This is a genomic window from Endozoicomonas sp. ALB115 (assembly GCF_049310245.1).
Classification (GTDB): Bacteria; Pseudomonadota; Gammaproteobacteria; order Pseudomonadales; family Endozoicomonadaceae; genus Endozoicomonas.
In genome coordinates this window covers 85,927-107,617 of the sequence record NZ_JBLYZG010000010.1, presented here as the reverse complement: position 1 = coordinate 107,617, position 21,691 = coordinate 85,927, and the positions used below count along the sequence as shown (strand labels likewise).

Sequence of the window (21,691 nt, the reverse complement as noted above, 5' to 3'; positions counted from 1 at the left end):
ATTCATAACTGGTCAGAAGTATTGCCATTGCTATCGGCAGCAGTCAGGAATTAGCAAACCATCAGCCAAATGAGCGTAGTACTTATTCCAGCATACCCAGCCCAATGCCGGATCCTGGCTTAGGGTGCCCAATAGTTCATCATATTCCTCCGGACACCCCAGCTGCTCGTAAAGCACATAGCTTGACGCAAGACCAAAGCAACAGCCTTTACTGAAATTATAAAGTCTTGCCTTATCCGTACCATCAAACCGGGTTGATAGTAGCATCAGGTTCTTAAGCAAACACGGATATCTGATCACACTGAACCCGATCAGTCGGCGGGAGTGGCTCTGTTTTCATAGGCCTTCCTGACACAACATGACCGATCGCAAAATGTCGCTTCATTCATCCGAGTGGTCACTGGTTGCTGGCCGCGATGGTTCCATCAGGATGCGATCACGAACTGACTTGTCCAGGCCTTGCAGCGCAGAGATAGAGGATGCCCAGAGTTTATTGGCAACCCCGCCCAGCACCCAGGCATAAAACACCTGGGCCGCCAATACCGAAGGGGTCTGTTTGACCATGATTTTCTGGAAAATATCTTTATGGGACAAACCCAGGGCCCGGGCGTTTGCGTGGGTTTTCAGAAAATTATTCAGCACCCCGACAACTCCGCCCAGACTTGTCTGGATAACCGTCATTTGTGCCAGGGATATCTCTCCGGCCTGATGACGGGCAATCAGATGGCGATCATTGCGGTCCAGACTAAACATCAGGAAAGTACTGAGAAAATTGCTGGCACTGCCACGCACAGGGTGTGCCAGCAACCCTTGCAGGAAGTGTTGAGGCCCTACCGCTGATGTATTCTGCCGGACCTGTCGGTAGACCTGCATGGAGGTCATGGGCTGACTGGCGCAGGTCATCATGGCCGACGAGGCCGCATCCACCAGCAGGTTTAACTTTTCCTGTGGCTGTTTTGTTGAAGGAATATCTGTTTCATTGATGTTCGCCAGCCTGCTGATGGCCTGTTCACTGGCCAAACGGGCGGTGTCAGCGATGAGATAACGAATGCCGGTGCGGCCCAGGGCAGGCAGCCACCCCCGTGACGAAAACATAAGGTGCAGCTCAGGCCGTTTTCCATCGTATTGTGACTGCATCAATGGCCTGGCCAGGGAGGTGGTTATTGGCGTATTCATCAAGGCAGGTAATAACATGCTGTTGCCTGCCAAGGCCGTCAGTGTGGTCAGCCGGTATCCCCAGGACAAGACCTGAACCTGCTTTTCTGCCGGTTGAACGTCTGCTTTTTTTGGGTGCTCCGCAGGGGCTGACGATGAAGAGGTCGCAGACGGTGAAACAGGCATATTTTGACCTCCGGACAGGATATTTACGTTATAGTTGGGTTTCCGGCTGATGTCATGAAATTAACCTACTATTCTGATTACTCATTTATTGTTTCACCGGAACAACAACGAAATAAAAAACCATGCTTGCATCTGCACAATACTTTCAACCTCCGGGCATAATGCCTTCATTATTGCCTGCACCTGATAACCAGGCTGACAATTCAACAATTAAACCGATAACAGCCGAAACACACACTCAATATGACTGGGCAAAAACACTCTCAAAGTCCATTTTCCAAAGATTTATTAAACATGCACAGGCCGCACGATTTATTTCCATGGACTTATTACAATGGGAGTCATTAAAAGAAATCAGTACAATTTTAACCATCTGGGATACTCTGAAAAAACACATTCCCTACAGCCCTGATGATAAATTGATCGTTTTAGATGTGGGTGCGGGTCCAAAACCAAAACTGGGGGCATGGATAGCTTTAAATACTGACTGGCCAGTGCTGTCCATTGACCCGGTATTACAAACACCAAAATCAGTACTGCCTGACAATCTGACGCTGATCGCCAAGCCTGTCGAAGAGGTTAATCTATCGGAAAAATATGATCTGTCAGAATATCATGTGGTTGTTTTAATGATGCATGCTCATGTTTCAACGGATCAGGCATGCCTGCCAGTCAAGACTTGCAAACGGCTCTCATTGATTACCATTCCATGCTGCGGGTTTACTTCCAGACAGAACAACATTCATAACGTCCCCTTTGATTTTGAATTTGAAGCCAGAGATATGTCACCCACCCGTGGCACTGTGCGGGTATGGCGTTCCAAATCCTTTCCTCTCATTCCGACTCGACCATTGCAGAAAGATAAATGTATTGGCATTGAAGAGGTGAATGAAGTCCATCCGCTATACGCAGAAAAAAATGTTCAGCATATTAAAGTGGATACTGCCAATATATATTCAGAGTATGACGACACTACTGAACATATTGATCATTTTATCAATCACTGGCAAATATCACTACGTTCTTCCCGACATCTAATGTCTGAAGATGTATTTAGCAGACCCTGGTTATTCAGGAAAAACAATATGATTAGCTGGTTATCCCGAGCCATTCATGTTGAGGGAATTGCAAAAGAAATATTGCCTGATAAATACGCTGATAGAAAGACTCAGGAGAGTGTATCAGTCGTTATTGTCGAAGCAGGAAGAACCCCCCGTTTTGGCGCATGGCTGTCCGGCAAACTGAAGAAAAAAATGATATCTATCTGCAAGCCCTCTGATAGCAAGCAACTTTCACCTCACTGGAAGGTGGGTGTTAATCTTGAAACATGCAGCCTTGAAGATCTGGATATTGAGAAAAAAAACTATGTAGTTATCGTTGTCAGCGATGAGTTTACACCGGACGGGATTGCGCCTCTGTTTCATCAGGCAAATCGACTGTCAATGATTTTTAATACCAGCTACCCATGCCATCGTCGTGGACAAATCAAACCAGATGAAAGCCGACTGATCTGGAATGTCATATCGCCACTCAGAAGGTTTCATATCTGGCACTCAGTGCCTTTATCAGGCAGAACCTGAAGCGCTCCCGGTATTGGAACTATTCCCTTTTCGAGTGGTCATATATTGCACAATAATTCAAACGGTTGCTGAGTATCGATATGATCCATTCAAAATTGGCCCCATTCCCTCCCCTTGTTCATTTTAAAGATGTACTGAAAGCGAACAGTGAAACAGAAAAAAAGGTTAGCGCCGCTCTGTCTGTCAACCACCCCGATATTGAGTACCAGCCTGCAAATCATCCAAAAAAAATCAGAGAATACAAGCACATTGAAAGCATTACCGCCCCCTTGCCAACCAACAATTCTGACAAGTTATTTGCTTGCATTGTGGAAAAAGTGAATGAATTGATTAACAAGGATGCTACTGAATTGATTCATTATCTGAACAATGCCGACACGGTCGAAAAAATCAAATCACTGAAGGCCGAAGAAACATCAAAGCTCACCTGGATACTGTTTAATGGCCTTAATCGCCCTGACCTCCAATCCGCTATAGCCAGTCAAACCGGCCAATATCTGGTTTCCCGCCCAACGTCAGACCAGTTTATGGTGGGCTTCACAGGCAGCCTTATTGAAGAAAGCGGGCTATTGAAGCAAGCAGAGCGTGCAGGCGAAAACGTCTGGCTGGATGTCTTTCGCGCTCAGAATGCATCACATCTGCCAGAAAGCTCTACCAGACAATTATCGTTTCCTGTGGCCAGTGAAAATGAGGAGTACTTTGGGCTTGTTGATGGCAAAGCAACAAAAAATATTGCCGAATCCTGTCCAATCTGCCGGATTCCACAGACAGATCCCGGTGAGCACAATAAAATTTTCCACCCGAATAATCTGATGGCATTTGGGCCCGATCACCAACTAACCACACTGATTTATACACAAGATTTTTTAGCGTTCATGGCTGGCGACCAGTTAACTGCCGGGGAAAAAGAACGCCTGTTTCCACCGGCCCTGTGTCGCCTGTTTAATGAAAATGGCATCAATTACTCTGCCTTCAGTGAGAGCGCCCTGATTTTACCGGAAGCATTTCTCAGTCCTGCGCTATGCCAGGATATCGATAATTTACGAAACTTTGTCGTCCTATATATTGCTGAACACATATTCAATGGTGTTGACACTCCTGAGAAACTTACAGCGCTTACCAGGTGTTGCCGTTCGATGATAGAGTTCAGTACGCAAATACCGGTACTTGCCAGGGTCGGTGCTGAGATAGAAGCATTGCTTCAAGCGCAAAATATCCCAAAACCCAATGGTACCGTTGCGGATCGTTACTATGTCCAGAAATTTCCTGCTGCTATTCGATGGGAATCTATCCGGAGCAATGAACTCGACACTCCCAAACGTCTGCTCGCCCTGAATATGTTGCAACATCTCAATACCTACTCTTTCCTTGCTGGCAATAATGGCACGAACCATGAACAGCGCTTTTTCCAACGGGAACAAATGCAGGGCATCGTTCGCAAAGCCATGAACAAAGTCTGTGCAGACAGCGGCAGTGATTTACGCCCGGGCTCAGCGCCCATTTTTATTGGGTTTATTCCGCCGGTCATTGCCAACGCTATTGCCAGACAGCACGGTTTTCTTGACAGCAACTGGGCCGGTAATTTTTTACACGGCAAATATTCTCACCCATTGGCCCTCACCTGCCTGGCCAATCTCGCTAACCTGGATCAGACCCTGTTGAAAACCATCGTAGATAAGCATTTTTGGTCCATCATTCTCGATCAAAACCCATACAATCTCGTTGATATAGAACTTGCATTCGCGGACTTACCATTTTTACGTGTTAACCACAGGGCAGCAGTCGCTAACTTTGCTACTTCACCTTTTAAGCATCAACAATTACTCACCACCGGGCAGCTCTCGGTCAACCTGGAAGACATAGCCAAAGTGATTTCAATTCACCCTGTCGAAGCACAGGGTGATTTACTGCAAACACTTACCCGGCGTATGGGGATGGAGGACACGTTAACATTGGATAAGCTGCAACAGATAATCGAAAATATCCGGGTTCTTGAAATGGTGTTGTCAACCAAACACTTGAATTCAATGGAGGCGATGTACAAGGTAGATACAGATTCCAAAAATTTACCAGGGCACTGGAGGGTTGAAAGTCCTGAAGGATACCAAATTGGCAATACAACGTCCTCTGGTACTCAATTTGCAAGAATAAAAGCAAACAAATATTTCCATAAGGATGGCTATCAGATTAAAGGAATCATCATAACTGATAAGAACAACATGTGTGATGAGAACCTGACATTGTTGGATATAACGAATGAGGAGAAGATTGAAAAATGTCACACCTTTATCGTCTTTCCACCGGACTGCAAATACCAACAAAGTGAATTGGATAAAATGTAACTGCATTTGCAGTGGTTTAAAGCACCAACACGCCAACGCCAATAAATAGCACCACCAGCCAGAAAACAGAAATCTTCAATGCACGCAGCAGGAAGCAGCCAATCAGAACCAGAGCCATCGCCATTGCCGAATGCACCGCAGAGGTAAATACCGGCGAGTAAAGTGCAGACAGCAGCAGCCCGACAACAGCAGCGTTAATACCGGCAATCGCCCCGGCAATCCGGGCTCGTGCAGCCAGAGCCTGCCAGGCAGGAAGGACACCAATCACCAGCAGAAAACCAGGCAGGAATATAGCTAGCGTCGCGGCAATAGCTCCCAGAATCGGAGTCGACCCGGAAGCAAAATATCCGAGATACGTAGCCAGGGTAAACATCGGGCCAGGTACCGCCTGGGCTGCGGCATAGCCAGTCAGGAAGGTATCGGTGCTGATCATGCCTTCCGTTGTGCTCTGCAGCAATGGCAGAACCACATGGCCACCGCCAAACACCATACTGCCCGCCTGATAGAAGTCACTGATCACGGCTGCCAGGGGGGAATAATCAGCCAGCAAAGGCAGGCCTAACAGTAAAATGGCAAACAGAATAAGTGGCCAGAAAACAAAGCGGCACCTGATCTGGTTGTCGTCCTTGCCCGGCAACCAGCGATAACCAATCAGGGCAGCTGCAACCAGAATAGCCATCTGAACCAGAATACCAGGAAACACCAGCAACAGGGCGGCACTGAAAATACACAGACTAATAGTCAACTGACTTTTACAGAAAGACCGGAACATCTGCACCGTGGCATCCGCCACCACAACAACGGCCAGCAGTTTCAAACCGGCAATCATCCCCTGGTACCAGTCAGCAGACAGAAACAGCTGACTGCTCATGGCTACCGCCAGCAGAATCGCAAAAGACGGTAAGGTAAAACCGGCAAACGCTGCAATGCCGCCGGGCAATCCTGCCTTCCGGTAGCCCAAGGCAAAGCCGATCTGGCTGGAACCGGGGCCCGGCAGGAACTGACTGAGAGCAATCAGTTGAGCATATTCAACATCGGTTAACCACTGGCGTTTTTCAACGAAGGTATTACGAAAATATCCGATATGGGCAGCCGGGCCGCCAAAGCTGGTCCAGCCCAGCAGGAAAAACCGCCAGAAAATAGTGAATAACTTAGCCACAGGCAACTTACCAAAATATTAATAATGTTATTAGCCAATGATAAACAGCTGTTGTTTATTATGTATATTGATTCTTTTTTCTGATCAAAAGCAATACCACCAATATTCAGGTCAGACTGGTCGGGCATTTCTTTTTTGAGCACAACAAACCCGCCACCTTTAAATACCCTGTTTACAGTTTTCTGGGTGACTGGGTCATGCTTAAAGACTTTCTGCTCGGGCGCTTTCGCAAAGGTTAACCCGGATATTGAATTTTCGGGCGAATATTGTGTCTGACCCAACACTCTTGTCAGCATCAAGCGACCAATTATGCAGCCCAATACCTTATCGTCTCAAGGGATGGCCAGTTTTGTGGAAGGGCAGTCATCCAACACTGGTAAACCAGAGGATAGCCCGCACCAGGGTGTGGCCTACGCCCGTAACGTCATTGCTGCTCACGGTCATTTACCCCGTCTCGCCCACCCGGGACGTGGCAGCGAACATGCCGTTACCGGAGAGCGGCCCGCAGATGATGCGGACACACCGCCAGACACCAGCTTAATCGCCCGGGTAATAACAGAAACCGAGGCGTTATCTGTCCGGAATGAGTTGCTCCCTGATTACGGCATTAAGGTGGTCACCGCTGGCAGTTATCCATCCGCTATGGCCAGTAAACCCATTGGCAAGCCGGTGATCCGTGACGATTCTGACCTCCCTTGTGGACACACCTACCAGCCATATTTCTGGATATCCCGTTGGGCCCATCGTCTGTTGGCTCCCACTATTAGGCAGCATGCAGGTATTCAGCGTTGGGTCATTGACCAGCTGCGGATGTCAGAGGCCGAGGCCCGGCAAGACTTTCTGGCGCGGTTTGAACACCGGCTGGTTGATTATGGTTTTACCTGTCCTGACAGCTCTGGCGGGCCAGAAAAAAATTACGGCGTTTTTGCCAGCACGCCGGTAGAAGAAGGGGAGTTGCTTGGGATCTATTCCGGTTCTGGCAATTTCACGGTCCCCGTCTGTATTGCCACCAGGGGAGTTGCTGCCGGGCAGGAGCTATTGTTGGATTACTGTGTTGATCCTGATGCCGAACAACAAGTGATACTGACGTTGAGCGCCGCTGAGGAAAGGGCGATTCATAACAGTAATCTGCAGAACCAGCTTGGCATGGCCTGTCTGGTCAATAGCGCGGTGCCGGGCGAAACGCCTATATCACCGTTTGTTGCCGCACCTGTTTATTATGTGTCAGAAGAAATTCGGAAAAACGGTCGGCGGGCAAGTCGCAAAAAACATCAGTGCCGGGGCATGGAATTTTCGGGCAAATAATGTGTCTGATCCAACACTCTTGTCAGCTTCAAGTGACCAATTATGCAGCCCAATGCCTTATCATCTCAAGGGATGGCCAGTTTTGTGGAAGGACAGTCATCCAACACCGCTAAACCAGAGGATAGCCAGCCCCAGGGTGTGGCCTACGCCCGTAACGTCGTTGCTGCTCACAGTCGTTTACCCGGACTCGCCCACCCGGGGCATGGTAGCGAACATAGCGTTACCGGGGAGCGATCCGCAGATGATGCGGACACACCACCAGACACCGGCTTAATCGCCCGGGTAATAACAGAAACAGAAGTTTTGTCGGCCCGGAATGAGCCGTTACCCCATAGCGGTATTAAGATTATCACCGCTGGCAGTTATCGACCCGATGCGCTCAGTAAACCAATTGGCAAGACTGTGGTCTGTGACGATTCTGACCTCCCTTGCGGGCACACCTACCAGCCATACGTCTGGCTATCCCCTTTTGCCCATCGTCTGCTGACTCCCACTATTGGGCAGTATGCATTTATTCAGCGTTGGGTCATTGATCAGCTGCGGATGTCAGAGGCTGAGGCCCGGCAAGACTTTCTGGCGCGGTTTGAACACCGTCTGGTTGATTATGGTTTTACCGGCCCTGACGGGGCAGAAAAAAATTACGGCGTATTTGCCAGAGCGAAAGTACCAGAAGGGGAGTTGCTCGGGATCTATTCGGGTATCGGGTATGTACTCAACAAACCATCGTGGACTAAAAAAAATCACAATTGGAAACTTGAATATTTGCATCAGAAGTTTACTGACGATATGCCAGATTTCATGAGTTACTACCGAACCATGATGGCCGGTCTCAGGGGTAAAGAGCAAACGCAGCGCACGCTTTCAAAATACACTCAGGAAGGGGCGGTTAACGACCCCTTTAGTCTGGTCGCCATTTTGCCGGACAACGAGCGTTATACGCCTTTTCACTTTGTGAATTCCGCCAACAGGACCGAAGATGTCAATACGTCTGTGGAGTTTATCGCTATCACAACCGATTTTGGCAATTTTACGATCCCCGTCTCTATTGCCGTCAAGGGCATTGCTGCCGGACAGGAGTTATTGATGGATTACTACGTCGATCCTGATGCCCACAAACAATCGTGCCTGGCGGGGACCGCAGCTGAGGAAAAAGCACGTTATAACAAGATTTTGCAAAGTCGTCTTGCCATAGTCAGAAAACTCAGTGATGATGTGCCCGGCAAAACGCCAATATCACCGTTTGTTGCCGCACCGGCTTATTATGTGTCGGAAGAAATCCGAAAACACAATCAGCGGTCAAGTCACAAAAGAACATTACTCCCGCGACATTGACGTATTTCGCGGTTGAGGTCGTGTGGGTGTGCTGACCTTGTTTTTTCGATACTCCCTGGACGAGACTTTTCCGGCAGGTGCAGCACCCGCAACCACCTGTCGCTCACTTACGTCAGGCGTTGTATTTCAAGCGGTAACTATCAGCAACCATTCCCCTATCCGCCCCCCCTGGCCACATCACTGCCTCGTACTCCGAACACCGAATTCGGTAATCACCTCGTTGACGATAAGAATCATTTTCAGTTCAATGGTCGGTTATAAATTAGCACAATAGAACCATTTTAAATTCATCGCGCTTTCTTCCTCGGCATGCCAATATCTTCCTGAACAAGCAGTCGCAGCAGGCAACACAGAAAGCGATATGAAAAGTGTTAAACGCCCAGCACCCAAAAGGCCGTTCATTGAAACTACTCTGGAAACTCCGGTTTATTCTGAAGGACTACTGGCAGCAATACCTGCTGGCCTTTATCTGTCTGCAGATTGTCTCTGTCCTGAACCTGTTGCCACCCTGGCTGATTGGCCATGTGATTGACAGTATCAAAGACAACAGCCTTACCAACCGGGAACTGGCCGGTTATGTTGCCGGGATACTGATTACGGGTATCGTCGTCTATGGCTTCCGATATATCTGGCGAGCCAAGCTGTACGGTGCTTCCATTGAGCTGATTCGTCAGCAGCGCAGCCGGTTGTTTGCCCATTTCACCCGGCTCTCTCCGGAGTTTTACCAGCACCATACCACCGGTGACCTGATGGCCCATGCCACCAATGACCTCAATGCGGTTGAGGAGAGCGTTGGGGTCGGGATCATGACCCTGGTGGACTCCCTGATCGCCGGCTTTACCGTTCTGTTCGCCATGATATTCCTCGTCAGTGGTCAACTGACCCTACTGGCGATGCTGCCTTTCCCGGTACTGGTCTGGGCGACCAAGCGCTACGGTGTGGCCTTGTACTCACGCTTTGGTCGCTCTCAGGCTGCTTTTTCCAATCTGAACGAAGAGACCCGTGAATCCATCACCGGTATTCGTGCGGTCAAAGCACACCAGTTGACTGAACGACAAACCCGGCGTTTTGAACAGCTGTCCATGGAGGCGGTGGCAGCGAACAGCCGCGTTGCCAGGGTCGATGCCCTGTTTGGCCCGAGTATCAGCCTGTTTTTCGGGCTCTCTTTTGTACTGGCCCTGGTGGGTGGTGCCTGGCTGATCAGCCATGGACAGATGACGGTGGGCCTGTTAACCAGTTTCACCCTTTACCTTAGCCAGATGCTCGGCCCCATGCTGCAATTTGGCTGGCAGTTCAATGTCTTCCAGCGCGGCAGTGCCTCCTGGGGGCGTCTGGAAAAACTGCTGTCCCGCCAGCCCAAAGTGAGTAATGCGCCGGATGCACGACAGGCTCCGGACGACACACGTCTTTCGATAAACATCCGGTCATTTGGTTATGACTCCGTTGCGGACCAGAAACCGGTACTGCAGGGTATCTCTGCCGAGATACCCGCAGGCGCATTTATCGGGATTACCGGTCGTACCGGCAGCGGTAAAAGTACTCTGCTCCGGCTGATCCTGCGTGAATTTGATTTGCCTGAGGGCTCCTCCATCCAACTGGGCAATATTCCGCTGCCACAGCTGAGTGTGGCATCCCTGCGGAAAAAACTGGCCTGGGTCCCCCAGGAGCCCATGCTGTTCTCCGGCACCATCACCGACAACATTCGCTTCTCCACACCGGATGCCAGCCAGCAGGCCGTCGAACAGGCCGCCAGACTGGCAGCTATCGATGACGAAATCATGGGCTTTAAGGATGGCTACAACACCCTGCTGGGTGAGAACGGCATCAACCTGTCCGGAGGCCAGAAACAACGTCTGGCACTGGCCAGGGCCCTGCTGGCTGACAGTGAAATATTGCTGCTGGACGATGCCTTCAGTGCCCTGGATATGAAAACCGAAGCCCGTATTCTGAAAAACCTGATGGCCATGAAAGGTAAGAAAACCATCATTCTGGTCACGCAGCGGCTACCCGAGCTGATTAAGGCGGACCATATTCTGGTACTCGATCGTGGTCGTATTATCGAGCAGGGCAACCATGAACAGCTGCTCTCTAACGGTAAAGAAGCCACCGACTCGCCTGAACAGAATACGACCGAACACTGGTATGCAAAAATCTTCCGACAGCAGGCAAGAGCCCTGCTGCACCCCCTGGAAGTGAAGCCCGATGCCGTGAACAAACGGTCCGATGTTGCCTGAGGAATAATGCAGTGATCGCCAACGACGAGAAAAAAACATCAGGCTACCGGGGACTGGCCAGGCTGGTTCGCTATGCCAAACCCTATCAATGGCCGTTTTTGGGTGCCTTTCTGATCCTGCTGCTGGCCACCAGCCTGGAAATGCTGGCACCGTGGCTGATGAAGATCATTCTGGATGAACATATCACCCCCGGAGTGAATGATGCCCTTCATGAATATATGGGCCTTGCCATCATGGGTGCAGCCCTGTTTGGTACTTATCTGGGTTCGGCCATTCTACAATACATACAGAATGTGATGTTTCAGGAAAATGCCCTGAAGGTGGTGCACGACATTCGACGGATGCTATTCGCCCATGTGCTGAAGCTGCCCATGTACTATTTTGACAGCGAACCAACCGGCCGCCTGGTATCCCGCATCACCAATGATTCGGAAGTACTGCGCCAGATGTTTGTGGGCGTGATTCCGGCGATTCTGCAGGCCTTTTTCCGGGTGGTGGGTATCTTTATTGCCATGGCCCTGCTGGATATCCGGCTGATGTTGATGACAGCACTGCTGATTCCGGTCATGCTGCTGGCGATTCACCTCTACCAGAAAATCAGCCACCCTGTCATTCACGGAGTTCGCAGCCAGCTGGCCAACATCAATACCCGTGTCAACGAATCCCTGAATGGCATGCGTATTATCCAGGCCATGGGACAGGAAGCGCACCTGCAACAACAGTTTGACCGGGACAATGAACAGTGGAGCCAGCTCAAGCAAAAGAACATCAATATCGACAGCCTGCTGCTGATGCCTTTCACGCACCTGCTCAATGGTATTGCCCTGGCCGTTGTGGTGTGCTGGTTTGGCTACCGGTCCGGGTTTTCTCTGGTCGAAGTGGGTACGCTCTACGCCTTTATCAATTACCTTGGGCGATTCTTTGAACCTTTCCGGCAGATCACCATGCAGATGAGCAGCCTGCAGCAATCTCTGGTGGCCTCAGAAAGACTGTTCCAGGTATTGAACGAAAAGACAGAAGACACCCACTATGGTCAGGGCAATGGTCAGAGCCCGGAGATTCATAGTGGTAAGCTGGCATTCAATAACGTAACACTGTCTTATGACTCGAAAAACCTGGCGCTGGATAATGTCAGCTTCACCGTCGAGCCGGGGCAGTTTGTTGCCATTGTGGGTCACAGTGGCAGTGGTAAAAGCTCGGTGATCAACCTGTTGATGCGCTTCTATCAACACCAGGAAGGCCAGATTCTGATCGATAACCAGCCTTTGTCCACCCTGCCGGAAGACACATTGCGCCAGGGGTTGGGTCTGGTATTCCAGGAGCCTTATATTTTCAGTGGCACGATGGCCGAAAATATCAGCCTGAACCATCGCCAGATCACCGATGAACACATTCAGGCAGCGGCCAGAAAAGTGCATGCGGACCCGTTTATCCGGGGGCTGGAAGAAGGCTATGAACATAAGCCCGGCCCCGGAGGCAAAGCACTGTCCACCGGTGAAAGGCAGCTATTGTCATTTGCCAGGACCATTGCCCAGAATCCGAAAATTCTGCTGCTGGATGAAGCCACCGCCAATATCGATGGTGAGACAGAGCACCATATTAAAGAGGCGCTGATTACTCTGCGGGAAAACCGGACCACCATTGCCGTGGCTCACCGTCTGTCAACCATTCAGGATGCCGACCAGATTCTGGTGATGGATAAAGGCAAAATTGTTCAGCGTGGCACCCATGAACAGCTGCTGCAACAGGAAGGACACTATCGCGATCTTTACCTGGCACAGCAAACTGAAGAGCAGCTGGGCACCACTGCGCAGTCAGGCCTGATGGTGACCGCAGCCAGCGCCTGATAACCCGGCCATAAACTAATAATGAATAATTGGGCTGCGGGGCTTACCCCCCCCTGTTGGCAGAGGATGTCATCGGCAGTTTTTCTATTTCTGTACGAAAGTTTGAACTTTTCCGGTTTTTTGTAACCTAAGTACTAAAACACTATGAGGAATAGACTGACCTATGCATATTTCAGCAGCCCAACCCGCAATGTGCGAGTTGTTAGAAGATATGATCTCGGAGGTAAGAGAATATGAAAACGAATGCCCCATCTGCTACGAGCAACTCGATGGGCGTCAAGTATCTCCCGTCATCGTGACTGAATGTCAGCATCGCTATCATGTGAACTGTTTCGCTGAACACATGCGTGAAACACCTATAACCTCTCGCTCGGCGTGTCCGATTTGTCGGCAATTTCCGTTACCGGCGGTACGAGAATCGGGTGCCTTGCTTCATGAAGACTCCCCCTATTGCGAAGATCTGCCATTGCAAGCCTGCAGAACTGGAGACGTGGAAACGTTACAAAAATTGTTGACGCAGGATAAAACCATTGCCCGGAAGACGTTCAGATCTGCAGTTACAGGGAAAAATGTTTATTTACTGTACGTGACTGCCTTCAAGGGGCATCTCGCCTGCGTTCAAACCCTGATTGCTGCTGGGGCAGATGTCAACGCCGCCCTGGCTGATGGGTCTACCCCTATGTACATTGCTGCCCGGAAAAACTATAGCGACATCCTGCAAACCCTGCTCAATGCAGGGGCGGATCCCAACGCCGCCCCTTCTGAGGATGGTATCACCCCTTTGCACATCGCTGTCTACAAGAACAACATAGACTGCTTGCCAACCCTGCTCAATGGCGGGGCTAATATCAACGCTGTCACGGCTTCAAGATCCATGCTTCCAAGAGCCACCCCTTTGCACATCGCTGTCTGGCGAAATAGCATAGCCTGCCTGGAACCCCTGCTCAATGGCGGGGCCAGTATCAAGGCTACCACGACTTCAGGAGCCACCCCATTGAAACTCGCAGTCCTCCTGAACAATGAGACCTGCCGACAAGCCCTGATCACTGCCGAGGAGAATCTAAAAGCCCACTCAAAAAAAAGATGGAGATTATTTAGCTTTAATAAAAAACCACGATAATCAGAATTATCCGGTTTTAACTGCATCGTCAACGCCACTGCTTACCGGAGTATGTCTTACGCAACTCTTCTGTAGGGATTAACCAATTTGTCACAAACCTGTTTTTTGTCAGTGGCAGAGCCCGCCTTCTGGTAATCCCTTGCGTAACAACACGACAGAAGTTTAACAGCTACTTTTTTGCGGACAAAAAAAAGCCCATCATCAAGATGGGCTTTTCTGATATGGCGCGCTCGGGAGGATTCGAACCTCCGACCGCCTGGTTCGTAGCCAGGTACTCTATCCAGCTGAGCTACGAGCGCGCTGCGTCAACGAGGGCGAATCATACTTAAATTCCTGCCGGAGTCAACAATAATCGTTCAACTCACTGGCAGAAAGGCTGACCTCGGCAAACCAGCGTATATTCAGAGAAACACTCAACTGCCCTGGGCAGACTGTCAAGGCTGTTTGTCACCATAGATGAAATCATGCAACTCTCTAAACTGATGGCGAAGATCGCTCAACATAGTTTTGGAATGATCTTCAGCACATGAATGCCCATCTCGTTTTATTTCATCGTAGGCAAATCCAGTGGTTACCAGGCCGTAAATTCCAAAATTAATACCCTCAGCAATCAGCATGGTTGGGTTTACAAGCACCGGCAAAGAGGCCACGACCCCAGCCGCACCAACGATTTGACCAGGAAGCCAGCCAAGATTAGCACCCCGGTGGAAATCTTTGATGACGTATTCCTTCAGGGGCTTTGTTGACTTCTCGCACAGACCCAGCTTTGCTCCTGCCGCTCTGGCCAGCTTGACAGAACCACCTCTTATGGCACCGACAGCAGCACCACCGACACCACATATGACCTCAGTACTTATGCTTAAGGACTCAAATAAAACGTAGGGAACAGCTATAAACAACTTGCATACAACTCGACCAAAGCACTTTGCAGCTCTTACCGATGCCTCTCCAGTTGAAGGGATGGGTGTTGTTGTTGCATTAGGAACGACAGGAACGGTGACAGAATCCATTTTATGTTACCTCCATTAGTATTCTTATTGGTTAATCCCTGCTGCAGGAATTAGCTGCATTAACAGGGAATAAACCGGGCTCATTAAACGACTATTTTTTTAGTGAATTATATCGTTAGGGTTGAAAGTACTGCCTTCATCCAGTTCACCATAAAGGAAATCATGAAAATTTCTGACCTGTTGACGGGTACCTTTCAATAAATTTTTGGAAAATTCTTCCGTATCCGAGTGTCCAGTGGCTTTGATTTCCTTGTAGGCAATGACACCTTCTGCAATGGCGTATGTGCCAAAAACAGCGCCACAAACACCAAGTGTGATGGGGTGCGCAAGCAGCAGTAAATTGGACGCCACCACAGCTGCTCCAATGATTTGACCGGGAAGCCAGCCAATATTAGCACCCCGATGGAAGTCTTTGATGATGTATTCCTTCAGAGGCTTTGTTGACCTCTCGCACAGGCCAAGCTTTGCTCCTGCCGCTCTGGCCAGCTTGACAGTGCCACCTCTTACGGCACCGACAACAGCGCCACCGGCACCAAATATGTGTTCAGTGCCTATGCTAAAGGCGTGAAACAAAACATAAGGAACGACGATGGCCATCTTGCATACAATTCGACCAAAGCATTTTACAGCTCTGAACGTTGCCTCACGAGTGGAAGGGATAGGCTTTATTGTTTGATCAAGACTGACAGGAAAACTTGCAGCATCCATAATACGCTACCTCCATGAGCTTTATTAGGAATTGGATTACCAGTTAACAATTTGCCTTGCCATAAATCACTAACAGGCCAGTCAGATACGATAACAGACAACAATGACGGTCCAGTGAGCTAAACTGCGTCATCATCGGCAATTCTTTATCCACATCAATGTTGTTTTCCTGCTCCGAATAGCATCAATCTTCGGTTTAATTCTCCGCAGGCTCTACTATCCTGAACCTTCCTGTTATCAGGTTAGCCGGAAGGTCTGTCTATGTATTGCGTCGTCAAACACCTCAAAACCAGCGATGTCCATCAGGATGTACAAAGTCCCGTTGAATTTTCGGCCAGTGGCTTTGGCCGGTTTATTGGCACATTGTCGGGTGATTCACTGGCTAACCTGTTAAGTTATCTATCGATTCAAGATCTGGCTAACCTGGAGTTGTCGTCCCGCAGGGTACGTACCATTTTGCATGATAAATGTGGCCTGTCGGTAAGCCAGCTCCACAAGTACTACCAGTACTTTTTATCCCTGCCAAAGGCAGAGCAGCATTTTTATCAGGCGATGGCCACCGGTAATCAGCAACTGCTGCACCACCTCAGGACGGTACCCACCGTTTTCAGTCCCTGTCACCCTGTCCAGTGCAGACCAGAAGCGCTTTGTGCCTATTACACCAACCATTTCTGTCAACAGGTGATTCATGCACCATCAGTCACTCTGAAAGCTTCCGGGCGTATGGAGTTCCTGCCGATTGTGTCGGCTTTTTTCCTGAACACCAACCACAACTGCCTGATCAATGAAGACAGCCGGGCCAGAGCCATGCATATCTGGGCTCCGGACAACAGTGGTAGCTGGCATCGGGAGTGTTCGATGGATTACACGACGGGAATAAACATGCACAACCAGCCCGGGGGCAATATTCTGTTTCTCCCCTCTCGCCGGTCGTCCGGTGAGCCATCCGTGCCTGACCGCGGTGGTAGTGCTCACGAATTCTTGTTGTCAGTTGTCAGGCGCAGTGATTCCGGTAACTGGTCCGAGGTTCAGCAAATGACAGGAGCCGATATTTATCACAGCCTGGGTCACCGTCGTATAAATGAAATGATCGTATCCGACGATGGCAAGTCGCTGGTGTGCATTGACCGTAAATCGGGAGGGGCCATCCTGTGTTGCGGGACCGATGGCAACTGGCGGCATAATAATGCTTTAAGCTGGGGTGATAATCATGAAATTCGTTTTAGTCCTGATAGCCAATATCTTGCCCTGTTCGACGGAGCTGAGGTTTCTTTCATAACCCGGGGTGACGATGGGTTATGGTCATGTAGCAGCAAAATTGACTTTGGCCTGAGCTGTGATGCTGCTGCAGCCAGTCGGGCAGCGTTGGACAATGACCGACTGTTTGACAATATGGAGTTTGATATGGCATTCAGCCCGGATAGTCGCCATTTTGCCGCATGGTCTGATGACCTCGGGATATACGATGAGGCGATTCCGGGTGAAGAAAAAGAGTTTTATGTCAAAGTTGCCGGGCTTGACCATAACCAACGCTGGTCACACAAGGTGACCATTACCAAAACACACAGTGACCCACACCACTGCTTTTTGCTCAGCGTTGATTTTAGCCCTGATGGCAGACTGCTGGTTGTTGCCACTATCAATGGGTTCGACATCTGGAGCCTGGACGACGACAGCTGTGCGCCGGTTATGGAGGATCAGGCTTATATTGAGGGAGCCGGGCAAGTGCTGCGGGACCTGCCAGACATTAAGTTTTCCATGAACTCACGGCTGCTGTGTTTTATGATGGCAGCGTCGTCGCTTAGTGTAGACGACAATGAACTGAGAGCCAGTATCTGGTACCGTGGTGAGTCAGGACAGTGGGAGTGGGAACACGCACTGAATTCCAGCACCCTCCTGAAGGCCAGCCCCCGGGGCAATGCGCTGGTATGCGGAGGTAAGTCAGAGAGCACGGAAATATATCGGTACACTGGTAGCGGTCAATGGTCGATGCAACGTGTTAACCTGTCTATTCTGGAGGCACACTTTAACCGGCAAGGCTGCCTGCTTGCCGCACGAACCGACGACGGCAGCCTGTTGCTCCTTGGGTTGAGCAGCGACGGAACCTGGCAGGAAAAAAACCGATGGCGGCCAGAAGGACAGATCAGAGATTTTGAGTTCAGCTCCTGCAGCCGTTCTTTACAAACCAGGGTATATCACAACGGGAAAGAGGTCCTCACTTTCTGGCAGATCACGCCTGATTTGGGGGCTGCCCGATGAATGTCCGGTGCTATCGTTTTTACTTTTGACTCCGGAGACGCTCGTTTGTGTTATTTTTTTGTTTGCAGAGGTTTCCCAACGTATTGTTTACCGGATATCACCGTGAATATCCCACCAAGTATAACAATTGAGGATAGAACCAATCGCATGGATACAGCCTCATCAATGAGTAATGTGCCGCCTGCTGCTGCCATTACAGGCACCAGAAGTTGCACAACAGCAGCTTGTACTGCAGAAAGTCTGCCTAATGCTATGTACCACAGGGTATAACCAATGCCTGAGGTCAGAGCGCCTGCCAAAACTGCAAGAATAATTCCTTTCAGGGAAAGGTGTGAGGATTCAATAGTAAGAACTGTCAGGGCGATAAGGAAAGGCAACGTTCTAATAAAGTTACACATTGTATCACTCAACGGATTGGTGGATTCTTTACCCGCTAACGTATACATCCCCCATGCAATGCCAGAGACTGCCATCAGAATAAAACCATTCAGGGAAGGTGTGGATAAGGTTGGTGCCACCAAATACATGAAGCCAGAAAAAGCGGTAGTAATACCAATCCATTCAATGAAGCGAACTTTTACGCCTGAAATAAAATTGGCCAGAATCATGGTGATTTGCACCGAGGTAAACAGGATTAGTGCCCCAATTCCGGTATCTAAAATAATGTATGCATAGGAGAAGGTAACGGCATAAATAAACAACATAACGGAAGCATACCAGCTGCCTTTTGCAATTTTTTTGTCACCAGGGTTTAGTAATTTATAGAGTACAACCAGAGAAATGATACCAGACAAGAGACGAATAGAAGTAAAGCTTGCAGCATCTATTTCTTGTTCACCCAAAGCCATTCTGCAAAGAATGGAATTTCCAGCAAAAGCCAGGAGGGATATTGTAGTGAGTATAACTGCTTTCATTATTGAATTAAATATTTAATGAGTTGGGTAAAAACATAACACCTGGGTTACGGGACACCGAAGGCATCCCGGACACAACGTCAAATACCAGGTGTTATGCAATTTTCCTCATGGCTTGCAGACCAGGAGACTGTCGGACTTAAGGCTATTGAAACAGTTTTTCGGATTTTTACTGCCCGACTGTACCAGACGTTGGCATGGTTGAATAGACTCTGTTGGTACAACTATACGCGGTGAACAAGGTGAGAAATGACTGAGATAATCCGATAAAAAATGCAATAGAAAAATAAACTTTTCACGACTACCTCACCAATCAAGTTAAACAGGCTTATGAATATATTGTGAAGTATGGTAGAGGACAGGATTTAAAACTCTCTCTCTATCCTCAATAAAATCTCCTTCGTCATTAAGGAACATATCTGATTCATATAAATCATGCCATATATTATTCCCACGCGGACATCCATCATACAATGATTGAAAATGAGTAGCTTCATCCATTGTAAGACCCTGAGCTGTTGCCACCATGACGGGAAGCAGACGATTGAATCTTGCTAAATGAGCCAGTTCAAGAGCATTACTGTTTGCCCATGTTATACGCTGACGCAGTAACTCATTGGTATAAAAAGGTAATAGATCCAAAGCCAGCTCTTCATTGTTTGTTTTAATTGCTAATACCAGGGGGGTATTTTTTCCAAACTGTCCTGACATTATTTTTTGATTTGGCGTAATCAATAATTCATGGTTTGTTTCTTTGAGATAATTTAATAAAGCTCTTGATAAAGTTTTATCTCTGGCTGCAATTGCTGCAGTAAATGGCGTATTTACAAAAGGTGTCGCATCAAATTCCAGCAATGTAGATTCAACTCCTTCTCTTTTCAGAAGCACTGCAATAAACTCTTCCCGCTCTTTTGAATTTAAATTTCTTTTTGCTTCAATTTTTGGCGTATTGGTAATATCAACAATAACATTAAATAACACATTGGGCCTGAAAGCACTTCCTCTATAGGCAAAAGGATCACCTCCTCTTTGCAATAGTTTTAATGCTCTACCCCAGTCAACCTGACCGGCCGAAAGTACTTTAATCAGTGCCTGCGTTGCTGAACTTTTGCCACTTTCCAGACTTAAGGAGAGAGGTCTTCGCACTTTATCAGAAACAGGTATGTAGGTAAGTTTCAGTGGATAAGGAGATACTCTTTTCATCACTCGAAAAGAGCGTTTACTTAATTTTCCAGTATCTCCCTTGTGTATAGGGTTACTTTTATCAAAATACCAACTCCTATATGATAGATCGTTCACAGAAGATGGAATCATACCATTACCTCGTAGAGAACAAGATCTCTTAACATGAGTTTGCTAACATCCCGTTTTACTATTTTCTTAATGATGATATCTGTGCAGAACCTCTAGGAGGCTGAATTAATATTCTCATTATACGTCGGCTGCATAGTACCAATCTCACACTCTATGGGATTTTATCGGCAGTACGGTTAGACCACTCCAATTCGAAAAGATTCAAAATTTCTTATTTGACCATAATCTTTCCGGTTTTACTTCATCATCATTTTTGAAGACAGTTTTTTCCTGTTTTGGATGGTTAATTGCAGATATACACAACCATCTGGAACTAATTTCATCATGACTTGTCTTCTCTCAACGAAGTAAAACTTTACCAACTCCTGGAACTTCTCATATGCAGCCACTACAGACTATCTCCTCCAGCGCCATGCAGTGTAAAAAATGTGAATCACCGGAAACTACAGCTAAACATTCACTGGATTTTTTAACAAATCAAGAAACATCAAGAATTGATCATGCTATTGTAGAGTTCAAGAAACCAAAATACCTCCATTCATGTAACAATAATATTCTTGAGACCCTACAGAAACTACCGGATGAATTAACCAAAAAGGTAGTGGTAGTTATTGCAACTCACGCAGGCAATGGAATAATCACTTACTTTAAAAAAAGTTATAATCATCATGTTTTTATTATGGGTAAAACAGAAGATGGCTTAAGAATATTTGATCCACAGATTCCTCGCTCTACATCTATAAAATCCAGTCAGTGGGTTAATGAAGTTTACGAAGAAGTACCCATTAAACACACTCTAACTAACAGCAGTACATTAAGATCATTACCTCAATTCAGGTTTGTTGATGGATTAACATACCTTGAGAATTATGAAGAGTCATCTGAATTTGACACTTTAAATCCTGATTATGCAATATCGGAAAATAGCAGCATTCTAAAATCTCAATTATGGAAAAAATCATTTTCGCTCAATTTGTATGAAGTAACCAAACTGTTTACAGGTATTGATTCATACGAAGATGCAGTTTTAAATCATAGAGATAATGAAAGCCCTTTGAAACGTATAGAAGATCAGCATATTGCATATTTGCGAGAGTTTTTTGTAACCAATTAATGTAACTTCAGTGGCACCACGGGTGTCTGCTGGAGTTTATTGCTAGCCAATGACAAGATAGTCTTTGAAAAAGCCGTCAGTCCCTACCAGTACTATGTTTTCTTTAAACGGC

General features: G+C 48.0%; 17 protein-coding genes and 1 tRNA gene. 10 read left to right on the top strand and 8 right to left on the bottom strand.

Features of this window, described 5'->3' with window-relative positions; translation table 11 throughout:
• Window positions 1–30 precede the first annotated feature (30 nt).
• Window positions 31–267, bottom strand: coding sequence for a hypothetical protein (locus ACO6VE_RS07030; RefSeq protein WP_422460526.1), 237 nt, complete (start codon window positions 265–267; stop codon window positions 31–33).
• A gap of 114 nt (window positions 268–381) precedes the next feature.
• Complete coding sequence (locus ACO6VE_RS07025) at window positions 382–1,341, bottom strand: hypothetical protein (protein WP_422447219.1); 960 nt, start codon at window positions 1,339–1,341, stop codon at window positions 382–384.
• Window positions 1,342–1,661: 320 nt separating this feature from the next.
• Here ACO6VE_RS07025 and ACO6VE_RS07020 point away from each other — a divergent pair, with 320 nt between their 5' ends.
• Together ACO6VE_RS07020 and ACO6VE_RS07015 are read left to right on the top strand one after the other, a co-directional pair.
• Window positions 1,662–2,921: a hypothetical protein gene (locus ACO6VE_RS07020; protein ID WP_422460524.1), complete on the top strand. Its 1,260-nt coding sequence runs from the start codon at window positions 1,662–1,664 to the stop codon at window positions 2,919–2,921.
• 317 nt (window positions 2,922–3,238) lie between these two features.
• Window positions 3,239–5,263: a hypothetical protein gene (locus ACO6VE_RS07015; RefSeq protein ID WP_422460522.1), complete on the top strand. Its 2,025-nt coding sequence runs from the start codon at window positions 3,239–3,241 to the stop codon at window positions 5,261–5,263.
• Between the two features lie 16 nt (window positions 5,264–5,279).
• Here the strand turns inward: ACO6VE_RS07015 and chrA are convergent, their stop codons facing one another.
• The gene (gene chrA / locus ACO6VE_RS07010) at window positions 5,280–6,422 is read right to left on the bottom strand and encodes a chromate efflux transporter (protein ID WP_422460520.1); all 1,143 of its coding nucleotides are present in this window, start codon (window positions 6,420–6,422) and stop codon (window positions 5,280–5,282) included.
• Between the two features lie 80 nt (window positions 6,423–6,502).
• Between chrA and ACO6VE_RS07005 the strand changes: the two genes are divergently transcribed.
• The 6 genes from ACO6VE_RS07005 to ACO6VE_RS06980 all read left to right on the top strand — a co-directional run bounded on the left by ACO6VE_RS07005 (window position 6,503) and on the right by ACO6VE_RS06980 (window position 14,260).
• Window positions 6,503–6,661 carry an Mpo1-like protein gene (locus tag ACO6VE_RS07005; protein WP_422460561.1) on the top strand — a complete coding sequence of 53 codons (159 nt, stop codon included), beginning with the start codon at window positions 6,503–6,505 and terminating at the stop codon, window positions 6,659–6,661.
• A gap of 70 nt (window positions 6,662–6,731) precedes the next feature.
• Window positions 6,732–7,727, top strand: a complete 996-nt coding sequence (locus tag ACO6VE_RS07000; RefSeq protein WP_422460518.1) for an SET domain-containing protein — start codon at window positions 6,732–6,734, stop codon at window positions 7,725–7,727.
• Window positions 7,728–7,769: 42 nt separating this feature from the next.
• Window positions 7,770–9,059, top strand: a complete 1,290-nt coding sequence (locus ACO6VE_RS06995; RefSeq protein WP_422460516.1) for a hypothetical protein — start codon at window positions 7,770–7,772, stop codon at window positions 9,057–9,059.
• 368 nt (window positions 9,060–9,427) lie between these two features.
• Window positions 9,428–11,293, top strand: a complete 1,866-nt coding sequence (locus ACO6VE_RS06990) for an ABC transporter ATP-binding protein (protein ID WP_422447229.1) — start codon at window positions 9,428–9,430, stop codon at window positions 11,291–11,293.
• A gap of 11 nt (window positions 11,294–11,304) precedes the next feature.
• Window positions 11,305–13,140: an ABC transporter ATP-binding protein gene (locus ACO6VE_RS06985; protein WP_422460514.1), complete on the top strand. Its 1,836-nt coding sequence runs from the start codon at window positions 11,305–11,307 to the stop codon at window positions 13,138–13,140.
• A gap of 163 nt (window positions 13,141–13,303) precedes the next feature.
• Complete coding sequence (locus tag ACO6VE_RS06980; protein WP_422447233.1) at window positions 13,304–14,260, top strand: ankyrin repeat domain-containing protein; 957 nt, start codon at window positions 13,304–13,306, stop codon at window positions 14,258–14,260.
• Window positions 14,261–14,482: 222 nt separating this feature from the next.
• On the opposite strand, the gene ACO6VE_RS06975 is transcribed toward ACO6VE_RS06980, so the two are convergent.
• From ACO6VE_RS06975 to ACO6VE_RS06965, 3 genes are all read right to left on the bottom strand, one after another.
• A tRNA-Arg gene (locus ACO6VE_RS06975) sits at window positions 14,483–14,559 on the bottom strand.
• Window positions 14,560–14,694: 135 nt separating this feature from the next.
• Window positions 14,695–15,270, bottom strand: a complete 576-nt coding sequence (locus tag ACO6VE_RS06970) for a hypothetical protein (protein WP_422447235.1) — start codon at window positions 15,268–15,270, stop codon at window positions 14,695–14,697.
• Window positions 15,271–15,369: 99 nt separating this feature from the next.
• Window positions 15,370–15,978, bottom strand: coding sequence for a hypothetical protein (locus ACO6VE_RS06965; RefSeq protein WP_422447237.1), 609 nt, complete (start codon window positions 15,976–15,978; stop codon window positions 15,370–15,372).
• 261 nt (window positions 15,979–16,239) lie between these two features.
• Between ACO6VE_RS06965 and ACO6VE_RS06960 the strand changes: the two genes are divergently transcribed.
• Complete coding sequence (locus ACO6VE_RS06960) at window positions 16,240–18,237, top strand: hypothetical protein (RefSeq protein ID WP_422460512.1); 1,998 nt, start codon at window positions 16,240–16,242, stop codon at window positions 18,235–18,237.
• 50 nt (window positions 18,238–18,287) lie between these two features.
• Here ACO6VE_RS06960 and ACO6VE_RS06955 read toward each other — a convergent pair whose 3' ends face one another.
• Both ACO6VE_RS06955 and ACO6VE_RS06950 read right to left on the bottom strand, forming a co-directional pair.
• A complete protein-coding gene (locus tag ACO6VE_RS06955; RefSeq protein ID WP_422447241.1) occupies window positions 18,288–19,151 on the bottom strand; it encodes a DMT family transporter in 864 nt (287 codons plus the stop codon).
• Window positions 19,152–19,469: 318 nt separating this feature from the next.
• Entirely contained in the window at window positions 19,470–20,465 is a 996-nt protein-coding gene (locus tag ACO6VE_RS06950; RefSeq protein WP_422460510.1) for a hypothetical protein, read from the bottom strand.
• A gap of 379 nt (window positions 20,466–20,844) precedes the next feature.
• Here ACO6VE_RS06950 and ACO6VE_RS06945 point away from each other — a divergent pair, with 379 nt between their 5' ends.
• The gene (locus ACO6VE_RS06945) at window positions 20,845–21,579 is read left to right on the top strand and encodes a hypothetical protein (RefSeq protein ID WP_422447247.1); all 735 of its coding nucleotides are present in this window, start codon (window positions 20,845–20,847) and stop codon (window positions 21,577–21,579) included.
• Window positions 21,580–21,691: the final 112 nt, after the last annotated feature.

What these genes read in the sequence shown, in the direction of transcription:
- ACO6VE_RS07030 (WP_422460526.1), bottom strand. Translation starts at nt 267, where the DNA reads ATGCTACTATCAACCCGGTTTGATGGTACGGATAAGGCAAGACTTTAT.
- ACO6VE_RS07025 (WP_422447219.1), bottom strand. Translation starts at nt 1,341, where the DNA reads ATGCCTGTTTCACCGTCTGCGACCTCTTCATCGTCAGCCCCTGCGGAG.
- ACO6VE_RS07020 (WP_422460524.1), top strand. Translation starts at nt 1,662, where the DNA reads ATGGACTTATTACAATGGGAGTCATTAAAAGAAATCAGTACAATTTTA.
- ACO6VE_RS07000 (WP_422460518.1), top strand. Translation starts at nt 6,732, where the DNA reads ATGCAGCCCAATACCTTATCGTCTCAAGGGATGGCCAGTTTTGTGGAA.
- ACO6VE_RS06995 (WP_422460516.1), top strand. Translation starts at nt 7,770, where the DNA reads ATGCAGCCCAATGCCTTATCATCTCAAGGGATGGCCAGTTTTGTGGAA.
- ACO6VE_RS06980 (WP_422447233.1), top strand. Translation starts at nt 13,304, where the DNA reads ATGCATATTTCAGCAGCCCAACCCGCAATGTGCGAGTTGTTAGAAGAT.
- ACO6VE_RS06970 (WP_422447235.1), bottom strand. Translation starts at nt 15,270, where the DNA reads ATGGATTCTGTCACCGTTCCTGTCGTTCCTAATGCAACAACAACACCC.
- ACO6VE_RS06965 (WP_422447237.1), bottom strand. Translation starts at nt 15,978, where the DNA reads ATGGATGCTGCAAGTTTTCCTGTCAGTCTTGATCAAACAATAAAGCCT.
- ACO6VE_RS06960 (WP_422460512.1), top strand. Translation starts at nt 16,240, where the DNA reads ATGTATTGCGTCGTCAAACACCTCAAAACCAGCGATGTCCATCAGGAT.
- ACO6VE_RS06955 (WP_422447241.1), bottom strand. Translation starts at nt 19,151, where the DNA reads ATGAAAGCAGTTATACTCACTACAATATCCCTCCTGGCTTTTGCTGGA.
- ACO6VE_RS06950 (WP_422460510.1), bottom strand. Translation starts at nt 20,465, where the DNA reads ATGATTCCATCTTCTGTGAACGATCTATCATATAGGAGTTGGTATTTT.
- ACO6VE_RS06945 (WP_422447247.1), top strand. Translation starts at nt 20,845, where the DNA reads ATGCAGCCACTACAGACTATCTCCTCCAGCGCCATGCAGTGTAAAAAA.